The 23,987-nt window shown below is 68.1% G+C and carries 23 protein-coding genes; 7 read left to right on the forward strand and 16 right to left on the reverse strand.

The genetic code is table 11. The annotated features are described in order from the left end of the window. Positions 1–3: 3 nt before the first annotated feature. The 3 genes from ABD648_RS12380 to ABD648_RS12390 are packed head-to-tail and all read right to left on the reverse strand — an operon-like array spanning position 4 to position 2,674. The gene (locus ABD648_RS12380) at positions 4–1,284 is read right to left on the reverse strand and encodes a low temperature requirement protein A (protein WP_282215264.1); all 1,281 of its coding nucleotides are present in this window, start codon (positions 1,282–1,284) and stop codon (positions 4–6) included. After that, positions 1,281–2,351 carry an AraC family transcriptional regulator gene (locus ABD648_RS12385; protein ID WP_282215265.1) on the reverse strand — a complete coding sequence of 357 codons (1,071 nt, stop codon included), beginning with the start codon at positions 2,349–2,351 and terminating at the stop codon, positions 1,281–1,283. Before ABD648_RS12385 ends, ABD648_RS12380 begins: the two co-directional genes overlap by 4 nt. Positions 2,352–2,362: 11 nt before the next feature. After that, complete coding sequence (locus ABD648_RS12390) at positions 2,363–2,674, reverse strand: hypothetical protein (RefSeq protein WP_282215266.1); 312 nt, start codon at positions 2,672–2,674, stop codon at positions 2,363–2,365. A 182-nt stretch (positions 2,675–2,856) separates the two neighbouring features. Between ABD648_RS12390 and ABD648_RS12395 the strand changes: the two genes are divergently transcribed. From ABD648_RS12395 to ABD648_RS12420, 6 genes are all read left to right on the forward strand, one after another. Beyond that, entirely contained in the window at positions 2,857–3,279 is a 423-nt protein-coding gene (locus ABD648_RS12395; protein ID WP_282215267.1) for a hypothetical protein, read from the forward strand. Then, a complete protein-coding gene (locus tag ABD648_RS12400) occupies positions 3,276–4,439 on the forward strand; it encodes a glycosyltransferase (RefSeq protein WP_344709189.1) in 1,164 nt (387 codons plus the stop codon). Before ABD648_RS12395 ends, ABD648_RS12400 begins: the two co-directional genes overlap by 4 nt. Beyond that, entirely contained in the window at positions 4,436–5,092 is a 657-nt protein-coding gene (locus ABD648_RS12405; protein WP_282215269.1) for a GCN5 family acetyltransferase, read from the forward strand. The genes ABD648_RS12400 and ABD648_RS12405 overlap by 4 nt, the downstream gene beginning before the upstream one ends. 27 nt (positions 5,093–5,119) lie before the next feature. Then, positions 5,120–6,877: an alkaline phosphatase family protein gene (locus ABD648_RS12410; RefSeq protein ID WP_282215270.1), complete on the forward strand. Its 1,758-nt coding sequence runs from the start codon at positions 5,120–5,122 to the stop codon at positions 6,875–6,877. Between the two features lie 57 nt (positions 6,878–6,934). Beyond that, positions 6,935–8,170, forward strand: a complete 1,236-nt coding sequence (locus ABD648_RS12415) for a cation:proton antiporter domain-containing protein (protein ID WP_282215271.1) — start codon at positions 6,935–6,937, stop codon at positions 8,168–8,170. Between the two features lie 86 nt (positions 8,171–8,256). Next, positions 8,257–9,378 carry an amidohydrolase family protein gene (locus ABD648_RS12420; protein WP_282215272.1) on the forward strand — a complete coding sequence of 374 codons (1,122 nt, stop codon included), beginning with the start codon at positions 8,257–8,259 and terminating at the stop codon, positions 9,376–9,378. Between the two features lie 21 nt (positions 9,379–9,399). On the opposite strand, the gene ABD648_RS12425 is transcribed toward ABD648_RS12420, so the two are convergent. The 4 genes from ABD648_RS12425 to ABD648_RS12440 form a co-directional block, all read right to left on the reverse strand. Continuing rightward, a complete protein-coding gene (locus ABD648_RS12425; protein WP_282215273.1) occupies positions 9,400–11,475 on the reverse strand; it encodes a bifunctional lysylphosphatidylglycerol flippase/synthetase MprF in 2,076 nt (691 codons plus the stop codon). Between the two features lie 39 nt (positions 11,476–11,514). Beyond that, positions 11,515–12,531 carry a sugar-transfer associated ATP-grasp domain-containing protein gene (locus ABD648_RS12430; protein WP_282215274.1) on the reverse strand — a complete coding sequence of 339 codons (1,017 nt, stop codon included), beginning with the start codon at positions 12,529–12,531 and terminating at the stop codon, positions 11,515–11,517. Positions 12,532–12,624: 93 nt separating this feature from the next. Further along, positions 12,625–13,614, reverse strand: coding sequence for an aldo/keto reductase (locus tag ABD648_RS12435; RefSeq protein ID WP_282215275.1), 990 nt, complete (start codon positions 13,612–13,614; stop codon positions 12,625–12,627). Between the two features lie 60 nt (positions 13,615–13,674). Further along, positions 13,675–14,460 carry an SDR family NAD(P)-dependent oxidoreductase gene (locus ABD648_RS12440; protein ID WP_282215276.1) on the reverse strand — a complete coding sequence of 262 codons (786 nt, stop codon included), beginning with the start codon at positions 14,458–14,460 and terminating at the stop codon, positions 13,675–13,677. Positions 14,461–14,552: 92 nt separating this feature from the next. Between ABD648_RS12440 and ABD648_RS12445 the strand changes: the two genes are divergently transcribed. Then, entirely contained in the window at positions 14,553–15,041 is a 489-nt protein-coding gene (locus ABD648_RS12445) for a MarR family winged helix-turn-helix transcriptional regulator (protein WP_282215277.1), read from the forward strand. A 128-nt stretch (positions 15,042–15,169) separates the two neighbouring features. Here the strand turns inward: ABD648_RS12445 and ABD648_RS12450 are convergent, their stop codons facing one another. The 9 genes from ABD648_RS12450 to ABD648_RS12490 all read right to left on the reverse strand — a co-directional run bounded on the left by ABD648_RS12450 (position 15,170) and on the right by ABD648_RS12490 (position 23,922). Then, complete coding sequence (locus tag ABD648_RS12450; RefSeq protein ID WP_282215278.1) at positions 15,170–15,970, reverse strand: siderophore-interacting protein; 801 nt, start codon at positions 15,968–15,970, stop codon at positions 15,170–15,172. A gap of 85 nt (positions 15,971–16,055) precedes the next feature. Further along, complete coding sequence (locus ABD648_RS12455; protein ID WP_282215279.1) at positions 16,056–16,493, reverse strand: hypothetical protein; 438 nt, start codon at positions 16,491–16,493, stop codon at positions 16,056–16,058. Between the two features lie 238 nt (positions 16,494–16,731). Continuing rightward, positions 16,732–17,772: a Gfo/Idh/MocA family protein gene (locus ABD648_RS12460; protein WP_282215280.1), complete on the reverse strand. Its 1,041-nt coding sequence runs from the start codon at positions 17,770–17,772 to the stop codon at positions 16,732–16,734. Positions 17,773–18,049: 277 nt separating this feature from the next. Next, positions 18,050–18,517 carry a heme-degrading domain-containing protein gene (locus ABD648_RS12465; protein WP_282215281.1) on the reverse strand — a complete coding sequence of 156 codons (468 nt, stop codon included), beginning with the start codon at positions 18,515–18,517 and terminating at the stop codon, positions 18,050–18,052. Positions 18,518–18,546: 29 nt separating this feature from the next. Next, positions 18,547–19,209 carry a response regulator gene (locus ABD648_RS12470; protein WP_282215282.1) on the reverse strand — a complete coding sequence of 221 codons (663 nt, stop codon included), beginning with the start codon at positions 19,207–19,209 and terminating at the stop codon, positions 18,547–18,549. After that, positions 19,199–20,422 carry a sensor histidine kinase gene (locus ABD648_RS12475; RefSeq protein WP_282215283.1) on the reverse strand — a complete coding sequence of 408 codons (1,224 nt, stop codon included), beginning with the start codon at positions 20,420–20,422 and terminating at the stop codon, positions 19,199–19,201. Before ABD648_RS12475 ends, ABD648_RS12470 begins: the two co-directional genes overlap by 11 nt. Positions 20,423–20,444: 22 nt before the next feature. Next, the gene (locus tag ABD648_RS12480; RefSeq protein WP_282215284.1) at positions 20,445–21,209 is read right to left on the reverse strand and encodes a DUF998 domain-containing protein; all 765 of its coding nucleotides are present in this window, start codon (positions 21,207–21,209) and stop codon (positions 20,445–20,447) included. Between the two features lie 98 nt (positions 21,210–21,307). Next, positions 21,308–22,039 (reverse strand): alpha/beta fold hydrolase, encoded by a 732-nt coding sequence (locus tag ABD648_RS12485; RefSeq protein ID WP_282215285.1) that lies wholly within the window; start codon positions 22,037–22,039, stop codon positions 21,308–21,310. Positions 22,040–22,062: 23 nt separating this feature from the next. Further along, positions 22,063–23,922, reverse strand: coding sequence for a patatin-like phospholipase family protein (locus ABD648_RS12490; RefSeq protein WP_282215286.1), 1,860 nt, complete (start codon positions 23,920–23,922; stop codon positions 22,063–22,065). Positions 23,923–23,987: the final 65 nt, after the last annotated feature.

Raw genomic sequence — 23,987 nt, forward strand, 5'->3', positions numbered from 1 at the left:
GCCTCAGCCCAGACGTCGCGTGAGCACGGCAGCCTCGTGCCGATGCCCGACCGTCTCGTAGCCGACCACCGTCACGAACGGTGCCAGGACGATGAGGACGAGGCTCACGCTGAGCGGGGCGCCCCAGGCAGCGGCGAGGACGGCGAGGACCAGCACGATGACCGTGATCGTGATGAGGAGAAGGTGGAACGAGTCGAACTCCGCCACCAGATACGAATACAGCGCGTAGATCGCCAGGCACAGCAGCAGCACCGGAAGAGCCACGGCCACCACCGTGGCCACCGGGCCCAGCTCGGATTTCCCCTCGATGGAGTAGGCGATCACGTGCAGCCCCGCGCCGGTCGCTGCGATGGACGCGAAGACGAGCAGATGCCCGTACCCCCAGACGAACGCCTTCTCGCGGTGCTCGTGGAGGATCGCTCCCGCGGGGAGGAGGAAGTAGGTCCACCAGAGCCCGAACGTGAGACCGACGCCGGCCACCACGAGCAGGACGGCATCCAGGGACCAGCCGCTGCTCTCGATCGCCGTCGAGACGGCGGTGACCGTGCCGAAGACGCCCTCGCCGAGAGCGATGATCGTGAGCAGGCCCACACGCTCGGCGATATGGTGCGCATGCCAGGGGGTCCCGCCCTGTTTCGTGCGTCGTTCGGCGACCCAGGGCCCCGTGAACTCGACCAGGAAGAGGAGGGTCGCGCAGACGATGGTGACCCCGAGCGTGGTGTGAGCGATCGCCAGCGCCACCCACCCGATCTGCGCCGCCGTGACGAATCCGGCGTAGGTCAGACACGTACGCCGACGCGCCGGATTCTGTCGTGCCGCCCGCAGCCACTGCGCGATGAGGGCGACCCGCATCACGACGTAGCCGGCGACGAGCACGGAGTTGTCGAGATAGTGCCCCTCATCGAGGGAGTGGAACAGAGCCGGGATGCCGAGAACCAGAACGACGACGCCGATCATCTGCACCAGTGTGCAGATCCGGTAGAACCAGTCGTCCGTGTCGTACGCGGACGCGAACCAGGAGAAGTTGATCCACGCCCACCCCGCCGCGAGCATCACGAAGACGAAGCCCCCGATGGCGGTGGCGATATGACCGTCTGCGAGATAGTGCGCGAATTCGTTGCCGACGGCGACGAACGTCACGACGAAGGCGAGATCGAAGAGCAGCTCGAGGGGTGTCGCGGCACGGTGCGGCTCGTTCGGATCACGCCCCGTCATCCGCGTCAGATGATGCGCCAGGGTGGTCCGGCCGGTCGACGGTGCCGAGGGCGTGTCTTCTGTGCTCATGCTTCGCGGCCTCCGCCGGTCTCTTCGTCGCCCGGGACGGGACGCTGCACGGTCCTCGAAGGCACTTCGCCGAATGCGTCCCGGTAGTAGGCCGAGAAGCGGCCCAGGTGGTGGAATCCCCATCGGCGAGCGATCTCGCTGACGCTGACGCTGCCGTCCGACGCCAGCAGCTGCGCGCGCACCCGCTGCAGCCGGATGCCGCGCAGGAACGCCATGGGACTCAGCCCGAGCTGGGCCCGGAAGCCGGCCTGGAGTGCTCGCTCGCTGATGTTCAGCCGCTTCGCGATGTCGGTCGTGCTCCACGACGTCGCCGGATCGGCTTCGAGGAGCTCGCATGCACGGCGGACATGACGCCGTCCCGCGCTCAGCGGGTCGGAACGCAGCGCCGCGGAGTGCGAGTGCTCGGCGGTGAGGAGGAGGTGGGTGTAAAGGTACGAATCGAGCTGATCGACGAGCATCCGGGGAGCGCTGGTACCGAGGGTGGCGCGCTGACGGTAGGTATGCTCGACAGCCGCGACGAGCGCATGGCCCGCGGGTGTGTTCGTGTCGAAGGCCAGGTCGAACCTCAGCGCCGACGAGGGCCGGCCGGTCATGAGGGCGAGGTGCTCCTCCAACCGCGCGATGGGGAAGCGCATCGCGTACTGCAGAGTCCGCGGCGCCCACCGCACCGAGAACTCCTCATCCTGGTTGAAGACCACCGCCGTGGCTTTCGGCGCAGTGATGCCGACATGCTTTCCCTGGTGTGCGATGGTCTTCCCGGCGAGGGTGAGGTTCAGGTGGACGAACGTCTCCATCGGCGGGCACAGCTTGCGCACCTCGCTGCCATAGGCGACCCGGCCGATGGTGAGCCGCGGAGAGTCCACGAAGCGCATGCGCAGGTCGAGGGAGTCGACATCCTTCGTCTCCAGCTTGTGCGGGATGAAGATGGACTCGATGAGCTCCTCGGCTTCATCGCGCGTGCGCGCCGACAGGAGCGGCGGACCGGGTGGGGATGCCTCCCCTTCGGGCCCGTCTGCGTGACCCGTCGGTGAGCCGCTGACGAGGAACGTGCCACGAGCAGGCTCCACGCTGCTCCTTCTCAGCTCGCGGAGAACTGCGACACGAGGACCGCGACGATCGGCACGGCGCCCAAGACGATCCCGACGATCGCCAGGAGCTTCGACCGCGAGAGGATCGCCGCGACGATTCCGAGAAGCACGGCGATCGCACCGACGACAGGCGCCGCATAGAAGAAGAGGACAGCGAGAACCGACCCGGTCGACAGTCCCTGCCCGTCGGAACCGCCCGCGATGAGCCAGAAGGCGATGATCATCACGGTGGCGAGAGCACCCGTGACAACGGAGCTGATCGCGAGGCCGCGACGGGGGCTGCTCGGCGAGTTTGTCGTCATGCTGAGGAGTCTAGCCAGGGCCAGGACGCACTTTCACTCACCGATATATCGCTATCCGCTGAGCGCAGACGTTGATCCGTTCTCCGAACATTCTCGTCGGACTCGGGCCGTGCCCGTGCCCCCTCTTCGGCACGTGTGGTCGGGTGGTCGGAGAGCCGACCGCCTACCCATAGGAGAACATCGTGAGCACCGCCGTCCCCCGCCCTCTCGGAGTCACCCTCGTGGCCGTCCTCCTGTTCATCTCGGGCGCTGTCGGCATCCTCGGCGGCATCCTCGGGCTGATCGGCGCGGGGAACATGTCATCGGCCACCATCGAGGGGACGGTCCTCGACAGCAGCGGAATCGCGGTGCTCGCCGGATTCCTCCTCGCCATCGCCGTCCTCAACCTGATCTTCGCCTTCGGCATCCTGCGCGGCAGCCGCACGGCGCGCATGATCGTCACGATCCTGCAGGTGCTCGCGATCATCAGCGCGGTCGTCGGGCTCGTCACCTCCGGCGCCGAGGTCTGGCACGCGATCTACAACGTCCTGATGCCGATCCTCATCATCTCCCTGCTGTGGACCGGCGTGGGGACCCGAGAGTTCTTCGCCACGCGCAACCGATGAGGCTTGCCGTCGTCACACGGATCTATCGCCCGGAGCCTGCGGCAGCCTCCATCTTCCTCGGTGCGGTGGTGGATTCCGCGCTGTGCAGGGGCATACTCGTCGACGTGTACACGGCGACCCCGCCTCTGGGAACGCCATCGCAGACGCGGGGTGAGCGGGTGCGAAGCTGGCCCGTCCTGCGCGACTCGACGGGATACGTGCGCGGGTACGCGGGCTACGTGAGCTACGACGTTCCCCTGTTCTTCCGGCTGCTCTTCGGTCCTCGTCCGGATGCCGTCCTCGTCGAGCCGCCGCCGACGTCCGGGGCTGTCGTACGAGCGGTATGCGCATTGCGCCGCATCCCCTATGTCTACGACGCGGCGGACATCTGGTCCGATGCCGTTCAGCTCGAGCCGGTGCCTGGGGTCGTGATCCGCGTGCTGCGCGCGGTCGAGAAGCTCGCACTTCGCGGCGCCGCGCACATCGTGACGGTCTCGCAGGGGGTCGTCGGCAGAATCCGCGCGCTCGGTTCCCATGCGCCCGTCACGGTGACCGGCTTCGGGGCCGACGCCACTCAGTTCACCTACCTCGAGATGCCGACCGAGAAGCTCTTCGTGTATGCGGGCAGCTACTCGCCGTATCACGGGGCCGACATCCTGGTCGACGGCTTCGCACGCTTCTCGAAGCAGTACCCCGGCTACGTGCTGAGGTTCATCGGCAACGGCGCCTCGCGTGACACCGTGGACGAGAGGGCACGCGAGCTCGGTGTGAGTTCGCAGATCGAATTTCTCGAGCCCGTGACGCCGGCCGCCCTTCTGCCTCACCTGAATGCGGCGGTTGCGAGTCTCGCCACCATCAAACCGGACACGGTCTACGAGTACTCGTACGCGTCCAAGGCCTTCTCCTCCTTCATGACGGGCTGTCCGGTCATCTTCGCGGGGTCCGGCCCGACCATCGACCTCATCGATGAGGCACGTGCCGCAGGGGTTCGCGCCGGCGCTGCAAGCGCCTATGACGCAGAGGCCATCGCCGCTCAACTGGTCGAGTCGGTCGAGTCGCTGCCGTCCGCGGACGAGCGTCGAGACCTCGCCCTGTGGGCGTCGCAGAATCACTCGCTGCAGGCCGTCGCGGATCGCGTCGTCGACGTCATCTCGGCCACCCCTGCCCGGGTCGGAACGTGAGCGGCGCACACGACTTCTCTCTGCGGTCGTATGCGGAGACGCTGGATGCGTACGTCGCCGCGGGATATGCGGTCTCGAGCTTCGAGAACTATCTCGACGCTGCCCGCGAGCGACACCTCATCCTCCGCCACGACATCGACAACAGCATCGAGCTGGCGGTCCAAGTGGCGCGGATCGATTCTCGACACGGATGCACGTCGAGCTTCTTCATCCGTGTGCATGCGCACGGATACAACCCCCTGAGCCTTCCTTCGCTGCTGGCGATACGTGAGATCGAGGAACTCGGGCATGAAGTGCAGCTCCACCTCGAAGGCGGACTGCGAGAGTGGCTCGGATCGAGCAACCTCGACTGGGCCCACCGGCAGCGAACGATCTTCGAAGCCGCGGTCGGGCGCCCGATCAGTGGGCTGAGCCTTCATGAGCCGGCGCGGATGGGGGGTGCCTCGTTCGCGGACGAACTGGTGCGCGAGTGGGGCCTCCGCTACCACGCCTATGAGGAGCGGTTCATGAACCCCTCCATGAAGTACCTCAGCGATTCGAGCGGACGATGGCGTGAGGGTCACTTCGGGTCGTGGGTCGGCAGGGAGCCTCTCATGCATGTGCTCACGCACCCCTTCTGGTGGTACGAGAGAGTTCCCGCCGAGAACTACTAGACCGGCACACGAGCGAACGGCAGGACCATGAGGCGAGATCACGACAGAGCCAGCGAGCAGCCCCGCGACCCCAAAACGCACTCGCGCCGCGATTTCTTCAAAGCGGGCGGGATCGCAGCCATCGCCGGAGGCCTGGGAGCCGCGGGCGGCGCGGCTGCCGGCGCAGCCGTCGGCTATCGCGACGGATTCGCCGCGGGCGCCGATGACTTCGTGGGGCTCCAGCCCCGGTCTGCGCCGGGCTTCGACCACATGGTCGTGGTGATGGGTGAGAACCGAGCATTCGACAACCTGCTCGGCTGGCTGTATACGCCGGAGACTCTCCCGACCGGCGCCCAGTTCGACGGGCTGGCGTTCGGCGACTACTCGAACTCGGCTCCGGACGGGACCGTCATCCCCGCTCATGTCTACAACGGCGACACCGACAAGGTGATGGGGTACCCCAACCCCGACCCCGGGGAGGAGTTCCCGCACGTCAACACACAGCTGTTCGACCATGTCGAGCCACAGGGCAACGAACACCTGTGGGTCGAAGAGATGACCCATCCCTTCAATCGGCCGGGTTCCACCGAAACTCCGACGAACTCGGGTTTCGTGCACGACTACTTCATCAACTACCGGCGACTGAAGAAAGGCGTCGAGCCGCAAACCGACGACCTTCGACACATCATGGGCGGCTTCTCTCCCGAGATGCTGCCGGTGCTCTCGACGCTCGCCCGCGAGTTCGCCGTGTTCGATCATTGGTTCTGCGCTGTGCCGTCGCAGACGTTCTGCAACCGGTCCTTCTTCCACGCATCCACGTCGCACGGCTTCGTGACCAACAAACACGGCGGCGGCTACGGCAAGTGGATCGACGCTCCGGAGGCGCCCACGATCTTCAACCGGCTCGAGGACGCGGGGCTGAGTTGGCGGATCTACTTCGATGAGCTCCAGCTCGTCTCCTTCACCGGGGTGCTGCACGCTCCCGTCCTGGAGAAGTACTGGAAGAGCGACCACTTCGCGACGATGGACCAGTTCTACAAGGATGTGGCGAACGGCGATCTCCCGGCGTACGCCTTCATCGAGCCACGGATGGCGTACAACCACAACGACTTCCACCCGCCGTTCGGGGCCCTTCGGGAGAGTGAGGTCGACGGGGTGCAGGTGGTCGACAGCGCTGTCTCCGATGTACGCGCCGGCGAGGCCCTGATCCATGACATCTACACGTCGATCAAGAACTCCGCGTCGGCGACGGGGTCCAACGCCGTGAACACCATGCTCTTGATCACGTTCGATGAGCACGGCGGCACCTACGACCACGTCCCCCCGCCCGCGGGCGAACCTCCCCACGCGGACGCCGAAGCGGGTGAGATGGACTTCTCCTTCGATCGCCTCGGATGCCGCGTGCCCGCGATCGCCGTGTCCGCCTACACGCGTCGCGGCACGGTCATCAACGATGAGATGCACCACGGTTCGGTCATCAAGACGCTCAGCGAGCTGCATGGACTCGAGCCGTTGACCCGTCGCGACGCCGGCGCCAACGACCTCTTGTCGATCGTGAACCTCGACGCTCCGCGCCATCCGGACGATTGGCCGACGACGGTGCCGCAGTGGACCCCCGCCAACCCGCAGGAAGCCCCGCCGCACCCCGGACACGCTCACAAGGACAAGCCGCTGAGCCCGCCTGCCCGCGGCCTGATCGGGCTCCTGCAGGCGCGGTTCGGACATCACGATGCGCCCGAGCCTCAGACCTACGCCGACGCGTACGAGCAGCTGCACAAGCACGGCTCGGATCTCATGGGCGCCTGAGGCCGGGATCCGTCCTCAGGTGTCCGGCTCGTCCCCACGTCCGGTATGGTCAGAGCCATGCTGATGGTGATCGTCGCGAGCCTCGTCGCGATCGTCATCTGGGCGGTGCTGGCGGCCAGGCTCGAGCGATGGCATGTGTCCGGACCTGTGGCGATGGCGTGCGCCGGGATCGTCACCGGCCTCGTGGTCGGACCCGACATCGGGACCGACCTGAACACCGACATCGCCGAGAAGACGGCTGAGCTCATCCTCGCCGTGCTGCTCTTCGTCGACGCGACCGAAGTGCGCGGCGGATTCCTCGCCGGTGAGCGCGGCCTCGTCGGACGCCTGTTGGGGATCGCGCTGCCGCTGACCATCCTCCTGGCATTCGGTCTGGGCGGTCTGCTCCTCGGGGGTTCGTCGTGGGCGGTCCTGCTGGCCGTGGCCTGCGTGGTGATGCCGATCGACTTCGCTCCGGCGGCAGGTCTGCTGCGAGACGGGCGGTGGCCGCGGCGAGTGCGGCACACCGTGGCCGTCGAGAGCGGCTACAACGACGGCATCTTCTCCCCGGTGTTCGCCTTCGCGCTGCTCTACCTCTCGCAGTCCCACACCGAGGACCTCGGAACCGCGGTCGGCGCCGCACTGCAGGCAGCCGGAATCGCCCTCCTGGTCGGCGTGGTCGTCGGGGCTGCGTCCGGAGCCCTGGTCTGGGTGTCTGTACGACGAGGCTGGACCCGCACCAGCGGCGTCCGCATCGTCATGGTGCTGGTCCCGCTGATCGTCTACGCCATCGCGACTCCCCTGGGTGGCAACGGCTTCGTCGCGGCCTTCCTCGCCGGCATCGCGTACAAGCTCTGCCGCAACGCTCGGGCTGACGGGCAGACCGACATCCCCGCTGCGGAGCTGAGCGCGGTCGAAGACCTGGCCACGACCACCTCGATGATCATGTGGTTCGTCTTCGGAGCCGTCGGAGTCCTGGTGCTGGAGATCGGATTCCAGTGGACGTGGATCCTCTACGCGCTGCTCGCCCTCACCGTGGTGCGCCTCGTGCCCGTGCTGGCATCCATGCTCGGCAGCCACCTCCCGTGGCGGGAGCGCATCGGCCTCGGGGTGCTCGGCCCTCGAGGCACCTCGTCGATCGTGTTCGGCCTGCTCGCCTACAACGCGATGAACGACGACGACGGCGACATCGCGGTCTACGTCATGGTGGTCGTCGTGCTCGCAAGCCTGCTCCTGCACGGTGTGGCGATGGCCGTGCGCGCGAGGAGCGCTCATGCGTCGGGCTCCGAGCCGCACCCGACGGCGGCTCACTAGCGGCCCCGGTTCGCTGCCCGCCGAACCCGATATTCTCGGTCTTCGCCTCCGCCGCGACAGGACAGCTTCCTGCCAGTATGAGGAGCGTGAACTCTCCCAGCACTCCCCCGTCCGATCAGGGCGAGGGTCTCACCACCCCGGTCTCGACGCACTACGGGATGGCGGACTTCGCCCGCGTCCGCAAGTTCGATGCCCACGTGCACCTCAACGTCGACGACCCGGCCCTCGTCCAGCTGGCGCTCGAAGACGGCTTCGAGCTGATGACGATCAACGTCGACGCCCCCGACTTCACCCCCATCGCCGGTCAGCGCGCGATCGCGATCGCGATGGCCGACGCCTACCCGGGCGAGGTGCACTGGTCGACGTCGTTCTCGATGAGCGGCTTCGGACAGCCGGGCTGGACCGAGCGCGTCACCGAGGATCTGGCCACGGCGGATGCCGAGGGCGCGCGCGCGGTGAAGTTCTGGAAGGACATCGGCATGGGTGCCGAAGACCCCGAGGGCCACCTGGTCATGCTGGATCACCCGGAGCTGATGGCGGTCGCCGAACAGGCGCGCGCGCTCGGCTTGGCGCTGATCGGCCATCAGGGCGAGCCGCACAACTGCTGGCTGCCTCTGGAGGAGATGACGACCGAGAACGATCGCCGGTACTTCAGCCGTCGGCCGCAGTACCACATGTACCTGCACCCCGAACTGCCCGGACACGACGACCTGATCGCCATGCGCGATCGGTTCCTCACCGCGCTGCCGGGACTGCGCTTCGTCGGCGCGCACCTGGGCAGCCTGGAGCACGACGTCGACAAGCTGGGCGCGTTCCTCGACCGCTTCCCGGACGCCACGGTCGACATGTCGTCGCGGATGAGCCAGCTGCAGTTCCAGTCGCTGCAGGACCGTGAGCGCGTGCGGGACTTCTTCATCCGGTACCAGGATCGGGTGCTGTACGGCACCGACCTGTCCTTCCACCCGAGCGCCGACCCGGTGAAGTTCTGCCGAGCCGCGCACGGCATCTGGACGTCGGATTGGCGCTACCTGGCGACCGACGAGAGCCAGCGGGTCAACGCGCTGGACGCCGACGTGCCGGGCCTGGCGCTGCCGCGCGACGTCATCGACAAGATCTACTACGGCAACGCCGTCCGGGTGTTCGAGCTCGCGGACTCGGCCGACGACGACAGCGCCGCATCCGTCGGAGAGTCCGTTCCTCGACGGTGACGCGGGCCGGTCGTCGGCTCGTCAGTCCTTGCTTCCGCGCACGAGCTCGAGCCCGGCCCCGGCGAACTGCCGCAGCGTCGCATCGGGCAGGAAGGCCCGCGTGAGTGCGCCGCCGATGCGGGTGAGGTCGCTCTCGTCGCGGAACAGCAGGTACATGGTCTCGTAGCGCGGGTGGAACTTCTGCTTGAACCGGTGCAGTGATCCGAAGCCGTAAACCGGCTCCAGCGCCTCGGCGAGCTTGTCGCTCAGGGCGGCGATCACGCCGGCGTCCGGCGGATAGTCGTGCGCGAGCGGGGCGCCCGAGAGCGACATGATCTCGGCGCCCTCCTCCGAGAACTGCCGGGCGGAGGATCCGATGAGGTACTCCATCACCGGGGCGAAGCCGCCGTCCCGTCGTCGCATGAGGTCGAGGGTCCAGCCGCGCACCACTCCCTCGTCGCCGTACACGGGGAGCCAGGACAGGAATCCGTCCACGTCGCCGTTCGGTGCGAGAGCCAGTGCCAGCCGCACCTCCGGATCCTCCGCCTCGTCGAGGGTGCCGAGGGTGAAACGCATCTCCGGGAGATCCTTGTCGCCCACCCACGCCTCCGAGATCGCACGCAGCTGCTGCTGCACGCCCCACGGCTCGGCCTTGAGCTGCGTCATCTTGAACGTCATCTCCTCGCGGCCCGCGCGGTTGAGCGATGAGCGCACCGAGTTCCAGCGCTTGCCGGTGAACTCGAGGCCGGCGAGGTCGACGATGGTGTCATCGGCCACGACGATACTCCGCCACGTCGACGGCACCGCGGCGAGCGTCGCCGCATCGGCGCTGAAGAAGCACGGCACGAGGCCCGCGTGCTCGGCGGCGCTGATGAAGCCGGCGACGGCATCCGCTCGTTGCGCTGCAGGCCCGATCGGATCGGCGAGGGCGAGGGCGACGCCGTTGCGGCGCTGGTAGGCGACCACTCCGCCGGGCACCCGCGCGTAGCTGTTGCCGTCCCAGGTCGTCATCCACGACAGGGTTCCGCCGCCATGCGCGCGCAGCTCCTTCTTCACGTCGTCGACGGTCGGGGCGGGCTGAGCGCCCAGGGTCGAGCGGCGCTTCGCGCGGAACGCGCGTCGCACCCACACCAGGTAGACGAGCGTGATGAGCCAGAGGAATCCGCTCGCGAGGGCGAGCTCGGTCTCTCCGTCCCAGCGCAGGTCGAGCTGCGCCTGGCTGAACACGGTGATCAGGGTGAGCACGAGAGCCGCGACCAGCACGTTGAAGATGCCCAGCAGCAGCGCGAGCACCCAGGCGAACCGTCGTCCGCGGCGCAGGCCGTTCACGATCACGAGGATCACGACGACGTCGATCGCCAGGTCGATGAACCCTCCGGAGGCCGGCTCCGTCTGTCCGAACGGGCCGTCGGTCGGAACGAAGGTCGTGATGATCTCGACGGCGCCGAGCACCAGCAGCGCGACCACGGCGATCAGCCGCTGCTCGCGCACGGTCGTGTGCCGCACGCGCATCGACCGGTCGACGACCAGGATCAGCAGCACGGCGAGCAGATGCTCGAGGTCGGCGACCTTGCCCCAGAAAAGCATCGCGACGAACACGAAGCCGAGCAGGATCAACCACCCGCGCACCCGCCATGGCGGCCGGAACAGGCCGACGGCAGCGGCGATGCAGGCCATGGTGCCGCCGGATGCTCCGACGTCGAGCGCCTGCGCCTGCGTGGTCGCCCATGCCCAGGGGAACTGCGAGAGCGCGAACAGCAGCAGCGCGGTGGCGAAGATCGCGAACAGCTGGCCGATCCAGTAATAGGCGAGGGCCACGCGGGAGCCGCGGCGGAATTCCACGTACGCCATGCCCCAGAAGCCGGTGATGGTGAAGATGTAGACCCAGGGCTGGTTCACGAAGAACGTGCCGGTCAGCGGCGTCCACCACTTGCCCTCGGCGAGGTTCGGCAACCCGTAGGCCACGTTCCGGAACAGGTCGGTGTCCTCGAAGGACGTCCACAGGCCTCGCCAGACGACCCCCACGACGAGGATCAGCAGCACCATCGTCAGGGTCGCGGGTATCCGCCGCACGACGGAGAGGGCAGGGTGGGGCTTGCGCGCGGGGGCCTCGCTCATGCGCTCAGCGTATCGGTAGCCGGCGCGCGTCCCGCAGGGTCAGAACCCGATGACCTCGCGGTAACGCGGCTTGTGGCCGGTGCGGATGCCGGTGACGCTGGGCTTGTTCTCGTAGACGCCCGCACCCCAGTTGCCCTCGACGAGGACGGGACCGTCGGGAGACACGACGATGTCCCATCCGACGTACTGCACCTGCGGCACGACGCGGGCGACCTCGTCGATGAAGGCCCGGACCTCGTCCATGTACGGCAGCTGGAAGTCGGCGATGCGGAAGCCGCTGTCGGGGTGGTTCTCGTGCACGTGACCGTGCGAGTCGTAGCCGGCGCTGACGGCGTGGCCGTTCTCGTCGAGCATCGTGTAGAAGCCGCCGAACGTCATCTGGTCGCTCACCGCGCCACGACCGAACTTCTGGGCCATCGCGAGGATGTGCGCCTTCTCGCCGTCGAAGAACGCGGTGACCCGCGTGGTGTTGACGGTGCCGGGGCAGACGGCCGCGAGGTCGTCGTGCTGTCGGATGACCTCTTCGATCAGCAGCTCGCCGCGGGCGAGCAGGCCGCGGTGGAAGTCATCCCAGTCCGTGACGTCGGCCGCGTGGTACCGGTGCACGCCCGTCCCCGCCTGGCCGACCGGCTCCTTGGTGACGATCGTGCCGAGGCGCTGGGTGAGCTCGCGCACGGCATCCGCGTTGCCCTCTTCCACGACCAGCCATTCACGGTGCAGGTGCTGCGCGAAATGCCGGTCGAACTCGACCTTGTCCTGGAAGATCCAGCGGAAGTCCGGGTGGTCGTACCGGTGCGACAGCAGGTTGGAGACCGGGTGGGTCATGAATGTCTCGCGCTCCGCCTTGGTCAGCATGGCGAAGTCGTAGTCGATGTAGTCCTGGAACCCGACGTTGTGCCGTGCGGCCGACCACAGCATGTCGACGACGATGCCCGGAACCGCCTTGTGGTGCTGCTTCGAGGCCTCCTTGGCCCGCTCCATCACCGATCCGATGTCGATGCGACGCGCGCGTCCCAGCAGATAGTGGATGCGGGTCCCGAGGGAAAGACGTGACATGAGGCTCCGAGGGTAGGGGTCCCGACCAGTCTACGGGGGGCACGATGAGCGACCCTGGGACCACACGGGCGCTGGAGTCGGGGCGGCTGCGGCTCAGAAGCCCTCCGGCTCCCGCGGCGTGTAGGCGCTCTCCAGCTGGGCCAGCTCGGTGGATTCCAGGCGGATGCCGGCCGAGGCGACGGCATCCTCGATGTGCTCCGCGCGGGTGGCGCCGACGATCGGCGCGGTGACGGCCGACTGCTGCGCGACCCAGGCGAGGGCGATCTGCGCGCGCGAGACACGGCGCTCCGCGGCGACACGACCGACGGCATCCACGATCGCCCGGTTCGACTCCTCTTCCCTGCGGTACAGGGTCGCGCCGAACTCGTCGGTCGCGGTGCGGGCGGTCGTCTCGTCCCAGTCGCGGGTGACGCGTCCGCGCGCGAGTGGCGACCACGGCAGCACTCCGACGCCGGAGTCGAGGCAGTACGGGTGCATCTCGCGCTCCTCCTCGCGCTGGAGCAGGTTGTACTGGTCCTGCATCGAGACGAAGGGCGTCCACCCGTTCAGGCGGGCGACGTGCTGCGCCTTCGCGAACTGCCAGGTCCACATCGAGGAGGCGCCGATGTACCGCGCCTTTCCGGAGCGCACGACGTCGTGGAGCGCCTCCATGGTCTCCTCGATCGGCGTCTCCGGGTCCCAGCGGTGGATCTGGTAGAGATCGATGAAGTCGGTGCCGAGGCGGCGGAGGCTCGCGTCGATGCCCGACAGGATGTGCGCGCGGCTGAGCCCGGCCTGGTTCGCGCCAGGCCCCATGCGGCCGTGCACCTTCGTGGCGATCACGACCTGGTCGCGCTGCGCGAAGTCGGCGAGCGCGCGGCCGACGAACTCCTCGCTCGTGCCGTCGGAGTACACGTCGGCCGTGTCGAACGTGGTGATCCCTGCTTCGAGCGCCTGACGGATGAGCGGACGACTGGTCTCCTCGTCGAGCGACCAGCGGTGGGTGCCGCGGTCGGGCGCGCCGAAGCTCATGCAGCCCAGCACCACCGGGGAGATGCGGAGGCCGGTGTTCCCCAGCCGTACGTGGTCGGTCGTCTCCAGCATCCGTCTTCTCCCTCGCTTCGCGCGCTCGGTGGCACGTATCGTCCCAGCCTTGCACGTTCCTCAGAGGATGGTCGTGAGCACCCCGCCGTCCGCACGCAGGGCGGCGCCGTTGGTCGCCGAGGAGAGAGGACTCGCGAGGTACGCGACCAGATGGGCGATCTCCTCCGGTCGGATGAACCGCTGCAGCAGCGACGTGTCGCGCACGAGCGACCCCTTGAGCTGCTCCACGTCGACGGACTGCGCGGCGGCGATGCTCTCGACCGCCGCTGCGACTCCATCGGAGTACGTCGGTCCGCCGAGCACCGTGTTCACCGTGACGTTCGTGCCGCGTGTGAGCTTCGCGAGGCCGTTCGCCACGGCGAGCGCGGCCGCTTTCGTGGCGCCGTAGTGGATCATCTCCGCCGGCACGTCGACGGCCGATTCCGTGCCGATGAAGATGATGCGCCCCTCGTTCCTGGCCAGCATCCCCGGCAGCAACCGGCGCGACAGGCGCACGGCAGCCATCATGTTGAGCTGGAAGTACCGGGACCACTCCGCGTCGTCGATCTGCGCGAACGGCGCGACGTCGAAGACGCCGGCGTTGTTCACCAGGATGTCGACCTCCCCGAGGGCTTCCAGGAGCGCGTCCACCTGGGCAGGATCGGCGAGGTCCGCCGCGATCCCCGAGATGTCGGCGCCAGGCGCTTCGGCGCGGAGCCGGTCCACCGCCTCGGCGACGCGGGCCTGCGAGCGGCCGTTGATGACGACACTGGCGCCTTCGATGGCGCAGGCGAGAGCCGCCGCGCGACCGATCCCCTGCGTGGAGCCGCTGATGAAGACCCTTTTGCCGGCGATGTGGAGATCCATAGGTGCGTCCGTTCCTGTCAACATTTACTTGTCTAGGAAAGTAAGCCTAGCCCATTTACTTTCCTGAGCAAGTCATGTCCTAGGGTGGATCCATGGCACTCACGGGATCAGCAGACGCGCTCGGGCCGGACGAACTCGAGACCTGGTCCGCACTCGCGACCCTGCTCGAGTGGCTGCCGACCGCACTCGACGCGCAGCTGCAGCGCGATTCGGGCATCAGTCATTTCGAGTACGGCATCCTCTTCGCCCTCGCCGAGGCCGATGAGCGCACGCTGCGGATGAGCGAACTCGCGAGCTACGCGAACAGCACGCTCTCGCGCCTGTCTCGAGCCGTCGCGCGTCTCGAGGCGAAGAGCTGGGTCCGTCGCGCTCCCGACCCGACCGACGGACGCATCACGCTCGCGACGCTGACCGATGAGGGAGCGGATGCCGCGCGCGCCGCCGCGCCTGGGCACGTCGCACTCGTGCGTCGGCTCGTCTTCGATGCGCTCACGCCGACACAGGCGACGCAGCTGCGCACCGCGAGCCGTCGCATCACCGGTGCGATCCGTGAGCAGGACGGGTGGATGCCGCGCGTGTGACGCGTCGCGCCCCCGCGCCGACCAGCCCCCTTCTGTGCGAGCCACCCCGTTATGGACGGGCACAAAGGGGCCGCTCGCACACAGAGGGGCCCCTCGCACACAAAAGGGGCCGCTCGGCAGGAAGCGGACTACTCGATCTGACCGATCGGCTCGCGCTTCTCCGCCTGGAACTGATCCTCGGCGCGGCCCCGGGCCCAGTACGCCGAGATCGACAGGGATTCGCGCGGCACCTCGCGCTGCTTCAGCACGGCGCGGACCTCCTTGATGGTCGCGCGCTCTCCGTGGGCGAAGACGTGCGGGTGGCCATCGGCCCAGGCCAGGGCGCCGAGGGCTGCGAGCAGCTCGTCGTCGGACTGCGTCCACGTCACCGTCAGTCCGGCCGGTGCCTCCGGCAGGATGCGGTCGGCGGCGTCGGTCACCGAGAGCAGCACGTGACCCCGAGTCGCGGCATCCATGCTCTCGATCGCCGACGAGATGGCGGGCAGCGCGGTGTGGTCGCCGACCAGCAAGTGCCATGGGGCGGCGGGATCGGGGCGGTAGCCGCCGCCGGCGCCGCTGACGACGAGCGTGTCGCCGGGCTGCGCCGCGCGCGCCCAGGGTCCGGCCACACCCTCGTCGCCGTGCACGACGAAGTCGATCACCAGGCGCCGCTCAGCGGGATCGGCCGAGCGGACCGTGTACGTCCGCCGCGTCGGGAGCTTCTCCGGGCTCTCCTCCCGCAGCTGCGCAAGGTCGTACGGCGGCCTCAGCCCGTGAGCCGGATCCGCGAACAGGATCTTGACGTACTTGTCGGTCGAGTCGTTGTCGCGGAACGCGTCGTACCCGTCGCCGCCGGCCGTGATCCGGATCAGGTCGGGGCTCACCTGCTCGACCTGCTGAACGGTGAGGACGGCCTGTTCGGGAGCTCTGCGCGGCTGCTCTTGTGTCATCGGGACTCCGGATTCGTGGCGAATGGTCGGTTCCAGTCTGCCCGGCTCCGACGGGGGCGGGGCCGCCCGGGCTCTCCGGCAGGACTCAGAGGTTCGGAATCGACGTCACTGCCGCCGTCCAGAGCGCGGTGCTCTCGGCGGAGCCGGTGATCACGATGTCATCGGTCGCCCAGACGTCGAGCGTGTTCCGCGACCCCGGATCGTCCGCATCGGCCTGGCATGCTTGCGTGACTGCAGCCGCCCCGGCGATCTCGACCACGACATCGCCCTCGCCGACGCACCGGATGTACAGAGCCACCCGTCCGGTCGGATTGTCGAACGGCCCGGCCTGGGCGGAGCCGCTGCTCGCGGGGAGCTCACCGAGGAGAGTCTCGTCGCGGGGGATCGAGGCCGTCAGCACCTCCGGCGTCGGCGGGGCGGATGCTGCGGCAGACGGCTCAGAACTCGGCCCCGCGGGAGGTGCGGACCTCGCGTCCTGGGGCAGCGGCGCGCATGCGACGAGTGCGCTCGCGACAAGGAGCACCGCAACTGTGCCTGCGTGACCCGCCTTCATCCGGCCTCTCCCCCGCGCGACCTTCGCAGCCGCACCAGGGAGAGCGTACGGTCACGCGCTCCGTTCTGTCTGTCGGGTCTTCGGGGGACAACGGGCGAGTCGGGCGTCCACCTCGGCTGACAGCCATCGGCGCACGGGGAATCACAGCGCTGGCCCCGCGTGGATCGTGGTCGGCGCGGGGCCAGGGCCTGCCGAGGCCCGTATCTGTTCAGCGAGTCGCGGCGTCGTCAATCTGTCGGCGCGCTTCGTCCAGGGTCTCGAGGATGGAGATGGTCTCATCGAGGGTGTGCACGGGTGACTCCGTTCGCCCCTCGCGCACGAACCGAGCCAGTGCCGTCGCTTCCCAGGACAGCCCGGCCATGGATGACACTCCGGTCGTGTCGTTCCACACAAGCGCCTCACCGTCGTTCGCCGTGAGACGCAGGGTGGTCGGCATGTAGAAGGAGCCGGCCATCTCGAGCCTCGCCTCCGTGCCGGCAATGACCGCCGTCGATGGGGTGCGCACGACGAGCGTGGTGGTGAGGGTGGACTGGACGGACGGCCCGTGTCCGAGCACGAGCGTCGAATACGCGTCGACACCGGTGTCGAGGAGGCCGCCGATCGCTGTGATCGACGACGGCGCGCCCAGCACCATCGAATCCAATTGGACGGGGTAGATGCCGAGGTCGAGCAGCGCTCCTCCGCCGAGTTCACGGCGGTGGAGGCGGTGGTTCGGGTAGTCGGGAATGGCTTGGCCGTGATCAGCGACGACCGAACGGATGTCTCCGAGAACTCCGTCGCGGACGAGCGCACGCACCACCGAGGTCTGCGGCAGGTAGCGACTCCACAGCGCCTCCATCATCAGAACGCCGGCGCTTCGAGCCGCCGAAACCAGCACTCGAGCCTCGTCGGAGGTCGTCGCCAGCGGCTTCTCGATGAGGGTGTGCTTGCCTGCGGCGACGGCCAAGAGCCCGAGCGCGAGGTGCTCGCTCTGCGGCGCAGCAATGTAGACCACGTCGACCTCGGGGTCGGCGACGAGCTGCTCGTAGGAGTCGTACGCCTTCGCGATACCGTGCTGCGCCGAGAACGCTCGAGATCGTTCAGCAGACCGTGACGCGACGGCGACGAATCGCTGATCGGTGTGCGCGTGCACTGCTGACACGAAGAGGTCTGCGATCCATCCTGGCGCCAGCAGCCCCCAACGCAACGCCGGAGCATCGGCGCCGGGAGTGAAGAGTTCGGGCTCGGGGAACGTGGTGGGGAACGTCAATCGGTGCTCCTTGATTCTGGGCATGGCAACACATCTGGGATGGAACAGGTCGAGCTGAGTTGAATGAGTGGTCAGCGCCGGGAGACATCGCGATGATCGAAATTTGCGCTCCACATCCGCTGACCCCCGCGCCCATGTTTACGTGAACATGGCTAACCTAGCAGGCTCCTGACGCAATCGCCAGAGGAGGGATTGCTGCAGAGAAAGGTGACCGCTGACGAGGCTTGCCCGCATGGTTGGCCTGGGAGGGTGTTTCTGGGCCCCAGACGTGGCGTGATCAGCGCTCCCGCAGCTCCATGAGGGCCTGCACGACCAGGTCGTGATCCTCAGCCGAGGGCAGACCCGAGACCGTGGCGACGGCGACGACTCCGACGCCGGTCACTCGCACGGGAACCGCTCCCCCGGCGACGGCGTACTCGGCGGGATCCAGCCATCCCGGTTCGAACATGTCACGTCCGCCGGCAACGACACGTGCCTCGAGCAGGGCCGTGCTCGTCTCGAACCGGAACGCCGTCGCCGCCTTGCGTCGCACCCACTCGTCGTTGTCGGCGGTCGCGCCCGGCATCGAGGCGTGGAACAGGATGCCGGATGCCGTGCGCACATCGATCGCCACCGGATGCGCCGCGGCGAGCGCGCGCTCGGCGATCGAGCTGCCGAGTCGCCAGGCATCACGCCGGTCGAACCGGGGAAGGTCGAGGGCGAGATGCTCGGCTTCGAGCCGTGCCAGCCATGCGTCGTCGATCATGGTCCGTGTTTCCTTCCGTCGATTCCGCGTCACACCAGTCCGGCCTCGAACGCGAGGATCACGGCCTGTACTCGATCACGCAGGTCCAGCTTCGCGAGGACGCGCCCCACATGGGTCTTCACCGTGGACTCCGAGACGAAGAGCTTCTCGCCGATCTCCGTGTTGTTGAGACCCTTCGCGATGGCGAGGAAGACGTCTCTCTCACGCTCGGTGAGCACGCTCAGCCGCGATTCGTCGGATGCCGTCTGGCGCGGCAACCGCGAGGCGAAGAGGTCGAGCATCGAGCGCGTGACCCGAGGAGAGACCAGCGCGTCGCCGGCAGCGATGGCGCGGATCGCGTCCATCAGCTGCGCAGGCGGCGTGTTCTTCAGGAGGAAGCCGCTCGCTCCGGCGCGAAGACTCCCGAATGCGTACTCGTCCAGGTCGAACGTCGTGAGGACCAGCACGCGGCTCGCCGGCGTCTCCCTGACGATGCGGCGCGTCGCCTCGATGCCGTCCATCTCCGGCATCCGGATGTCCATCAGGATCACGTCGGGGGTGAGCTGACCCGCCAGGTGAACCGCCTCGGTTCCCGACACGGCCTCGCCGACGACGTGGATGTCGTCCTCGGCGTCGAGCACCATCCTCATCCCGCGACGGATCAGTTCGTGGTCATCGACGATGAGGGTGCGAATCGGCGCATCAGCCACCATGACCCCTCCCCTCGTTCGGGATCTCGACTCTCACGCGCCATCCTCCGTCGCCTGCCGGTCCGGCATCCACTGTCCCACCGTAGAGGCGAACCCGTTCGCGGATGCCGACCAGACCGCTGCCCGAGCCGACGGATTCCGCGGGTGGCCCGGCGCGCCCGTCGTCCGTGACCTCGAGCGTGAGCGGTTCCTCGGTGAAGTCGAGGGCGACGAGCACATGACGCGGCTCTCGTGCGTAGCGCAGCGCGTTGGTGAGGGACTCCTGGACGATCCGGTAGATCGCGTTCTGGAGTCCCGCCTGCTCCGGAGGAGTGCCCTGTGTCCGCATGGCCACCGGGAGCCCGGCCGCGCGGAATGACTCGAGCAGTCCCGGCAGCTCGCCGAGTCCGGGGTTGGGGCGGAGAGGGCTCTGCGCCTCGCCATCCGCTGTCTCGTCACCGAGCGCACCCATGAGCTGACGCATCTCCACGAGCGACTGCCGTCCGACGTCGCCGATCTCGCGGATGGCTTCGCGCGAACGCTGCGGGTCCTTCTCGGCGAGGGCTCCCGCGCCGTCCGCGAGGGAGACCATGACCGAGACGCTGTGGGCCACGACGTCATGCATCTCGCGGGTGATCCTGGCGCGTTCCGCGAGGGTCGCCAGCCGCGCCTGCTGGTCGCGTTCGCGGGCGAGCTGGTTGGCGCGTTCGACGATCGCGCCGATGTACCGGCGTCGATCGCCGACGGTCACGCCGAGGAGCGCGGCGACGAGCATCCCCACGATGAACAGCACGCTCGCCGGGAGGAAGAAGAGGCTGACGATCGCGGTCACCCCGAAGGCGATCCACCCGCTGCGGTTCGAGCGGTAGACGAAGAGGGCGTAGAGGGCCAGGCCGACGCCGAAGGGCTCCGCCGGGGCGTCCAGAAGATGGGACACGAGGGCGACGATCCCGATGATGCCGAAGACCACCCAGGGCTGATGGCGTCGGAAGAGCAGTGCGACCGCGCTGACGACCGCTCCCACAAGAGGGACGAGGATCGGTGCGATCGGCGACCAGTCGCCCGACGACAACGGTGTGATGACGGCCCAGAGCGCCCCCACCGCGAGATAGCCTGCGGCGAGCAGCGAGTCGACGAGCCACGGGTGACTCCCCCAATACCGGCGCATGGCCCCCGCCGGCCGCGGCAGATCCACCGCGAGGGCTTTCGCCTCGGAGACGGCGACGGGCTCTGACATGTGACGACTCTACGCACCCGGCTCAGCCGCGAACGGTGACGAGCGACCCTGTCGGCGCAGTGCGTGTAGGCGCCATGGGTCGAGCAGCCACGCGCTCCGGAGCCCTGACGCCATCGCGGCTGCGTGCAGTCGCAGCCCGGTGCGCGTGCGCCGTGGCGAGTCCGAGGATCGCGAGCCATCCCATCCCCACTGTCGTGGCGACCAGTTCGAGGATGCTGCCGATGTCGGTGCGGAACTGCAGCAGCGACAGGATGCCGCCTGCCGCGGCGATCACGGCCGTCGAGATGCCGGCGATCATCGAGAGCGCCCGCAGTGTCGCACGGCCCTTCACGAACGACGTCTGCAGCATCGCGACGGCAGCGAAGGCGAAGGCCAGGACGGCGACGGATGTGTGGATCAGGTCCTGCCAGGTGAAGGTCGGGCCGACCGGCAGCGGGCATCCAGTCGTGCACGGCACCTGCGAGGCGATGAGGAACAGCGACGATGCGATCGCGACCGAGAGCGCGGGAGTCCACAGCGCGAGGAGTCGAGCGGTCGAGCGCATGCCTCGTGCCGCCCAGGCGACGCTGAAGCCTCCGGCGACGAGGAGGAGCAGCGCCACCTCGAACCAGCGCGCCGTGGGCTCGCCGTCGGCACCCAGACCGCTGACGTACAGCACCCGGTCGACGCTCAGTCGCGCGACCCAGATGATCGTGAGAGCGACCGCGACGAGGATGCTGCCGACGACGCCGGCGAGGGCGCGAACGAGGGAGGAAGTGGGGGCGGAGGACGTCGGCGTTGTGGGCATGTTCCGACGGTATGAGCGGGCACGGAGGTGCCGCGTCGGCCCGAAGTGCCGGGTTCGTTCGGGCGTCGTACTCGGGTACTACGCCGGGGTGGAGCCGGTCACAGCACGTCCTCGATGATCGCGAACGTGCGGTCGGGGTCTTCGATCTGCATGTCGTGATGGATGCCGGCGAGACGGCGGATGTCCCATCCCTCACGTTCGAGGGCTGCGGCCATCGAACCGGGGAGCACGGCCGGCGACTCGTCCGAGAGCACGATGGTCGACGGGACGGCAGGTGCGGCGATCGCGATGGGGTGGAACGCCACCTCGCGGAAGATGCCGACCGCCATCTTCGCGTCGAACTGCTGCTGGGCGCGCTTCATCAGCTCGCGGATGCTGGGGTCCAGGGCGGCTCGCTGCGGCGCACTGCGTCGTGCCTGCAACAGGCCCATGACGCCGAGCGAGAGCGGCGGCACGGCCCAGAATGCCCGGCCCTTGAACCCGGTCGTGGGGAGCGAGAGTTCGAACCCCGGGTCGAGGTAGATCGCGCGCTCGGGCTGCAGACGCGCGACGGCGCGCACGAGCACCGCTCCCCCGAGCGAGTGGCCCACGACGCTGTCGAGTCCGGTCGGGAGGGCTTCGACGACGTCACCCGCGAGGTCGTCGAGCGTGTACGAGGGGGCCCGGTCGCTCTCGCCGTGCCCGCGGAGGTCGAGCGTGGTCACCGTGTAGCCGCCCGTGGCCAGCATCCGGTCGATGAGCGGCTTCCAGGTCGCGCCGGAGCCGCCGAGCCCGTGGATCAGTCCGACGTGGCGGTCACCGGATCCGGAGGTGGTGGAGTGGAGGCGCATGGGAGTCATTCTCCCCTGTCGACTCAGGCCACGTGGGGCGGAGAGTCCTCTCCCAACTCTCGTCGATATCGCCGCGCTGCGATTCTCGCCGAGATGCGGGAGAGTCCCGACAGGATGCAGGCGACCCCTGCGATCAGAAACACGCCGGCGGCGAACTCCCAGAACTGGCCCAGAACGAGTCCTCCCGTCACGATGATCTCGCCGTCGCTGACCGATTGGGGATTGCCCAGAACGAGGTAGCCCCCGGCGAGAAGGACCACTCCCGGAATCAGGCGTCGGAGAGGGTGGGGAGGAACAGGTGCGTCCGCGCTCATGGCCTGGTTGTGCATCCGCCCCCGGACGAGGAGGAACAGGACCCACCACGCGAAGGGGATGCCGATCAGCAGCGACATCACGACCGCCGTCACCGACGGGAAGATCCAGAAGAGGGAGATGAGGAGGATGCCCCAGAAGAGCGCCAGGAACATCGGGCCACTGGTGGAGGAGGTGCCGTCCTTTTTCGCCAGCTTCCGGTAACGCTCGAGATAGGTGGCCTCGGGATCGCTGACCCCTGTGATCGCCTGGAGGGTGGCGGTGGCATCGTCTCGGTGATTGTCGAATCGCGCGTCGAGCTGGACCGATGCCTGCTCCGCCGCCACGATCACCGCCAATGCCTGCAGTTGCGCATCGGCCTTGAAGCCCACCACGGAGATGCCCAGCGGCGCACTGAGACGGATGACCGGATCGGATTCCGCGTTGCCGACCCACCGGGCCACGCCGATGGACGCGGAGGTTGCGGCGAGGAGCGATGGCAATCCGGCGTCGACCGACTCCGCTCCGAAACGGATGGTCACGAGCACGATCGTGAGTCCGAGGGAAACGACGATGATCACAGTGACAAGGAGGAGGACTGTTCCGGAACGTTGATAGGCCGAAGGCAGATCGAGCGGGTCTCCGGCCAACACCCCTTGCCCCCACGTGGCCACGAGGATCCAGGCCCCGACGACGATCGCCGCCAGGATCAGCCAACGCAGGCCGGCCCAGGTCAGGAGGGATCCTGCCATGCCCATGCGGCGCGCGCTCCCCTGATCGAATCGTGTCCGGATCGGCGAGGATGGGAGCACCTCGTCGTCCTTTCCCGGGGGCGGAGTCGGGGCAGCAGGCGGCCACGCCCATCCAGGAGGCGCGTCGGCTGCGCTGGGCGACAGCCGCTCCCCGCGCTCGCGCCCGTACTCGGTGCTCTCGATGACGAAACCGAGGGTGTTCGGTTCATCGAGCTCTGGGAGGCCGAAGAAGGAGCGTAGCGAGGGGTCTCGGTAGATGAACGCGGGATAGTTGGCCCAGGTGCCACCATCGACCAGCCGGTGGATCTGGTTCGTCCTTCCTGGGCGGCGGACCAGGACCCGCCGACCCGGCATGGCGACGGGGATGGCGGATGACGCGATCACCGCTTCGGCGATGCTGAAGTCGGGCGTCAGACGCCAGTTGAAGATGATGGGCTCGTTCCGCGCCAGGTCCATGGCGACGACATTGAGCTCGATGCCCGGCCCCAGGTCGTTCAACTGCCTGAAGGTGATCGATCCGACCGGTGCCGACGTGAGACGCTCGCGGAGCCTCCCTTCGATCCAATCCCGCAGCGCGGCCGTCGTGAAGAGGCTCCGCTCCCGTCCCCCCAGCCACGCGAAGACGTTCAGCTTGACGGTCGGCAGCGCCTCGGGGGCGAGTCGGAGGATCTCGTCCGGCCCGAACCCGGCAGCGATCAGGGTCGCGGTGATCGCGCCCGCCGACGCTCCAGCGACGGAGGAGAACCAGATTCCGCGCGCTCGCACCTCGTGAAGAGCACCGGCGTACACGATGCCCTTCGCTCCCCCGCCTTTGAAGACCCCGTTGAAGAGCCTTGTCACTGATGGATACTCCACAGGCGCCCCAGCACCATTGACGGTCATGGCTAATGGTCGACCCGCCGGAC

This window comes from Microbacterium luteolum, from assembly GCF_039533965.1.
GTDB lineage: Bacteria > Actinomycetota > Actinomycetes > Actinomycetales > Microbacteriaceae > Microbacterium > Microbacterium luteolum.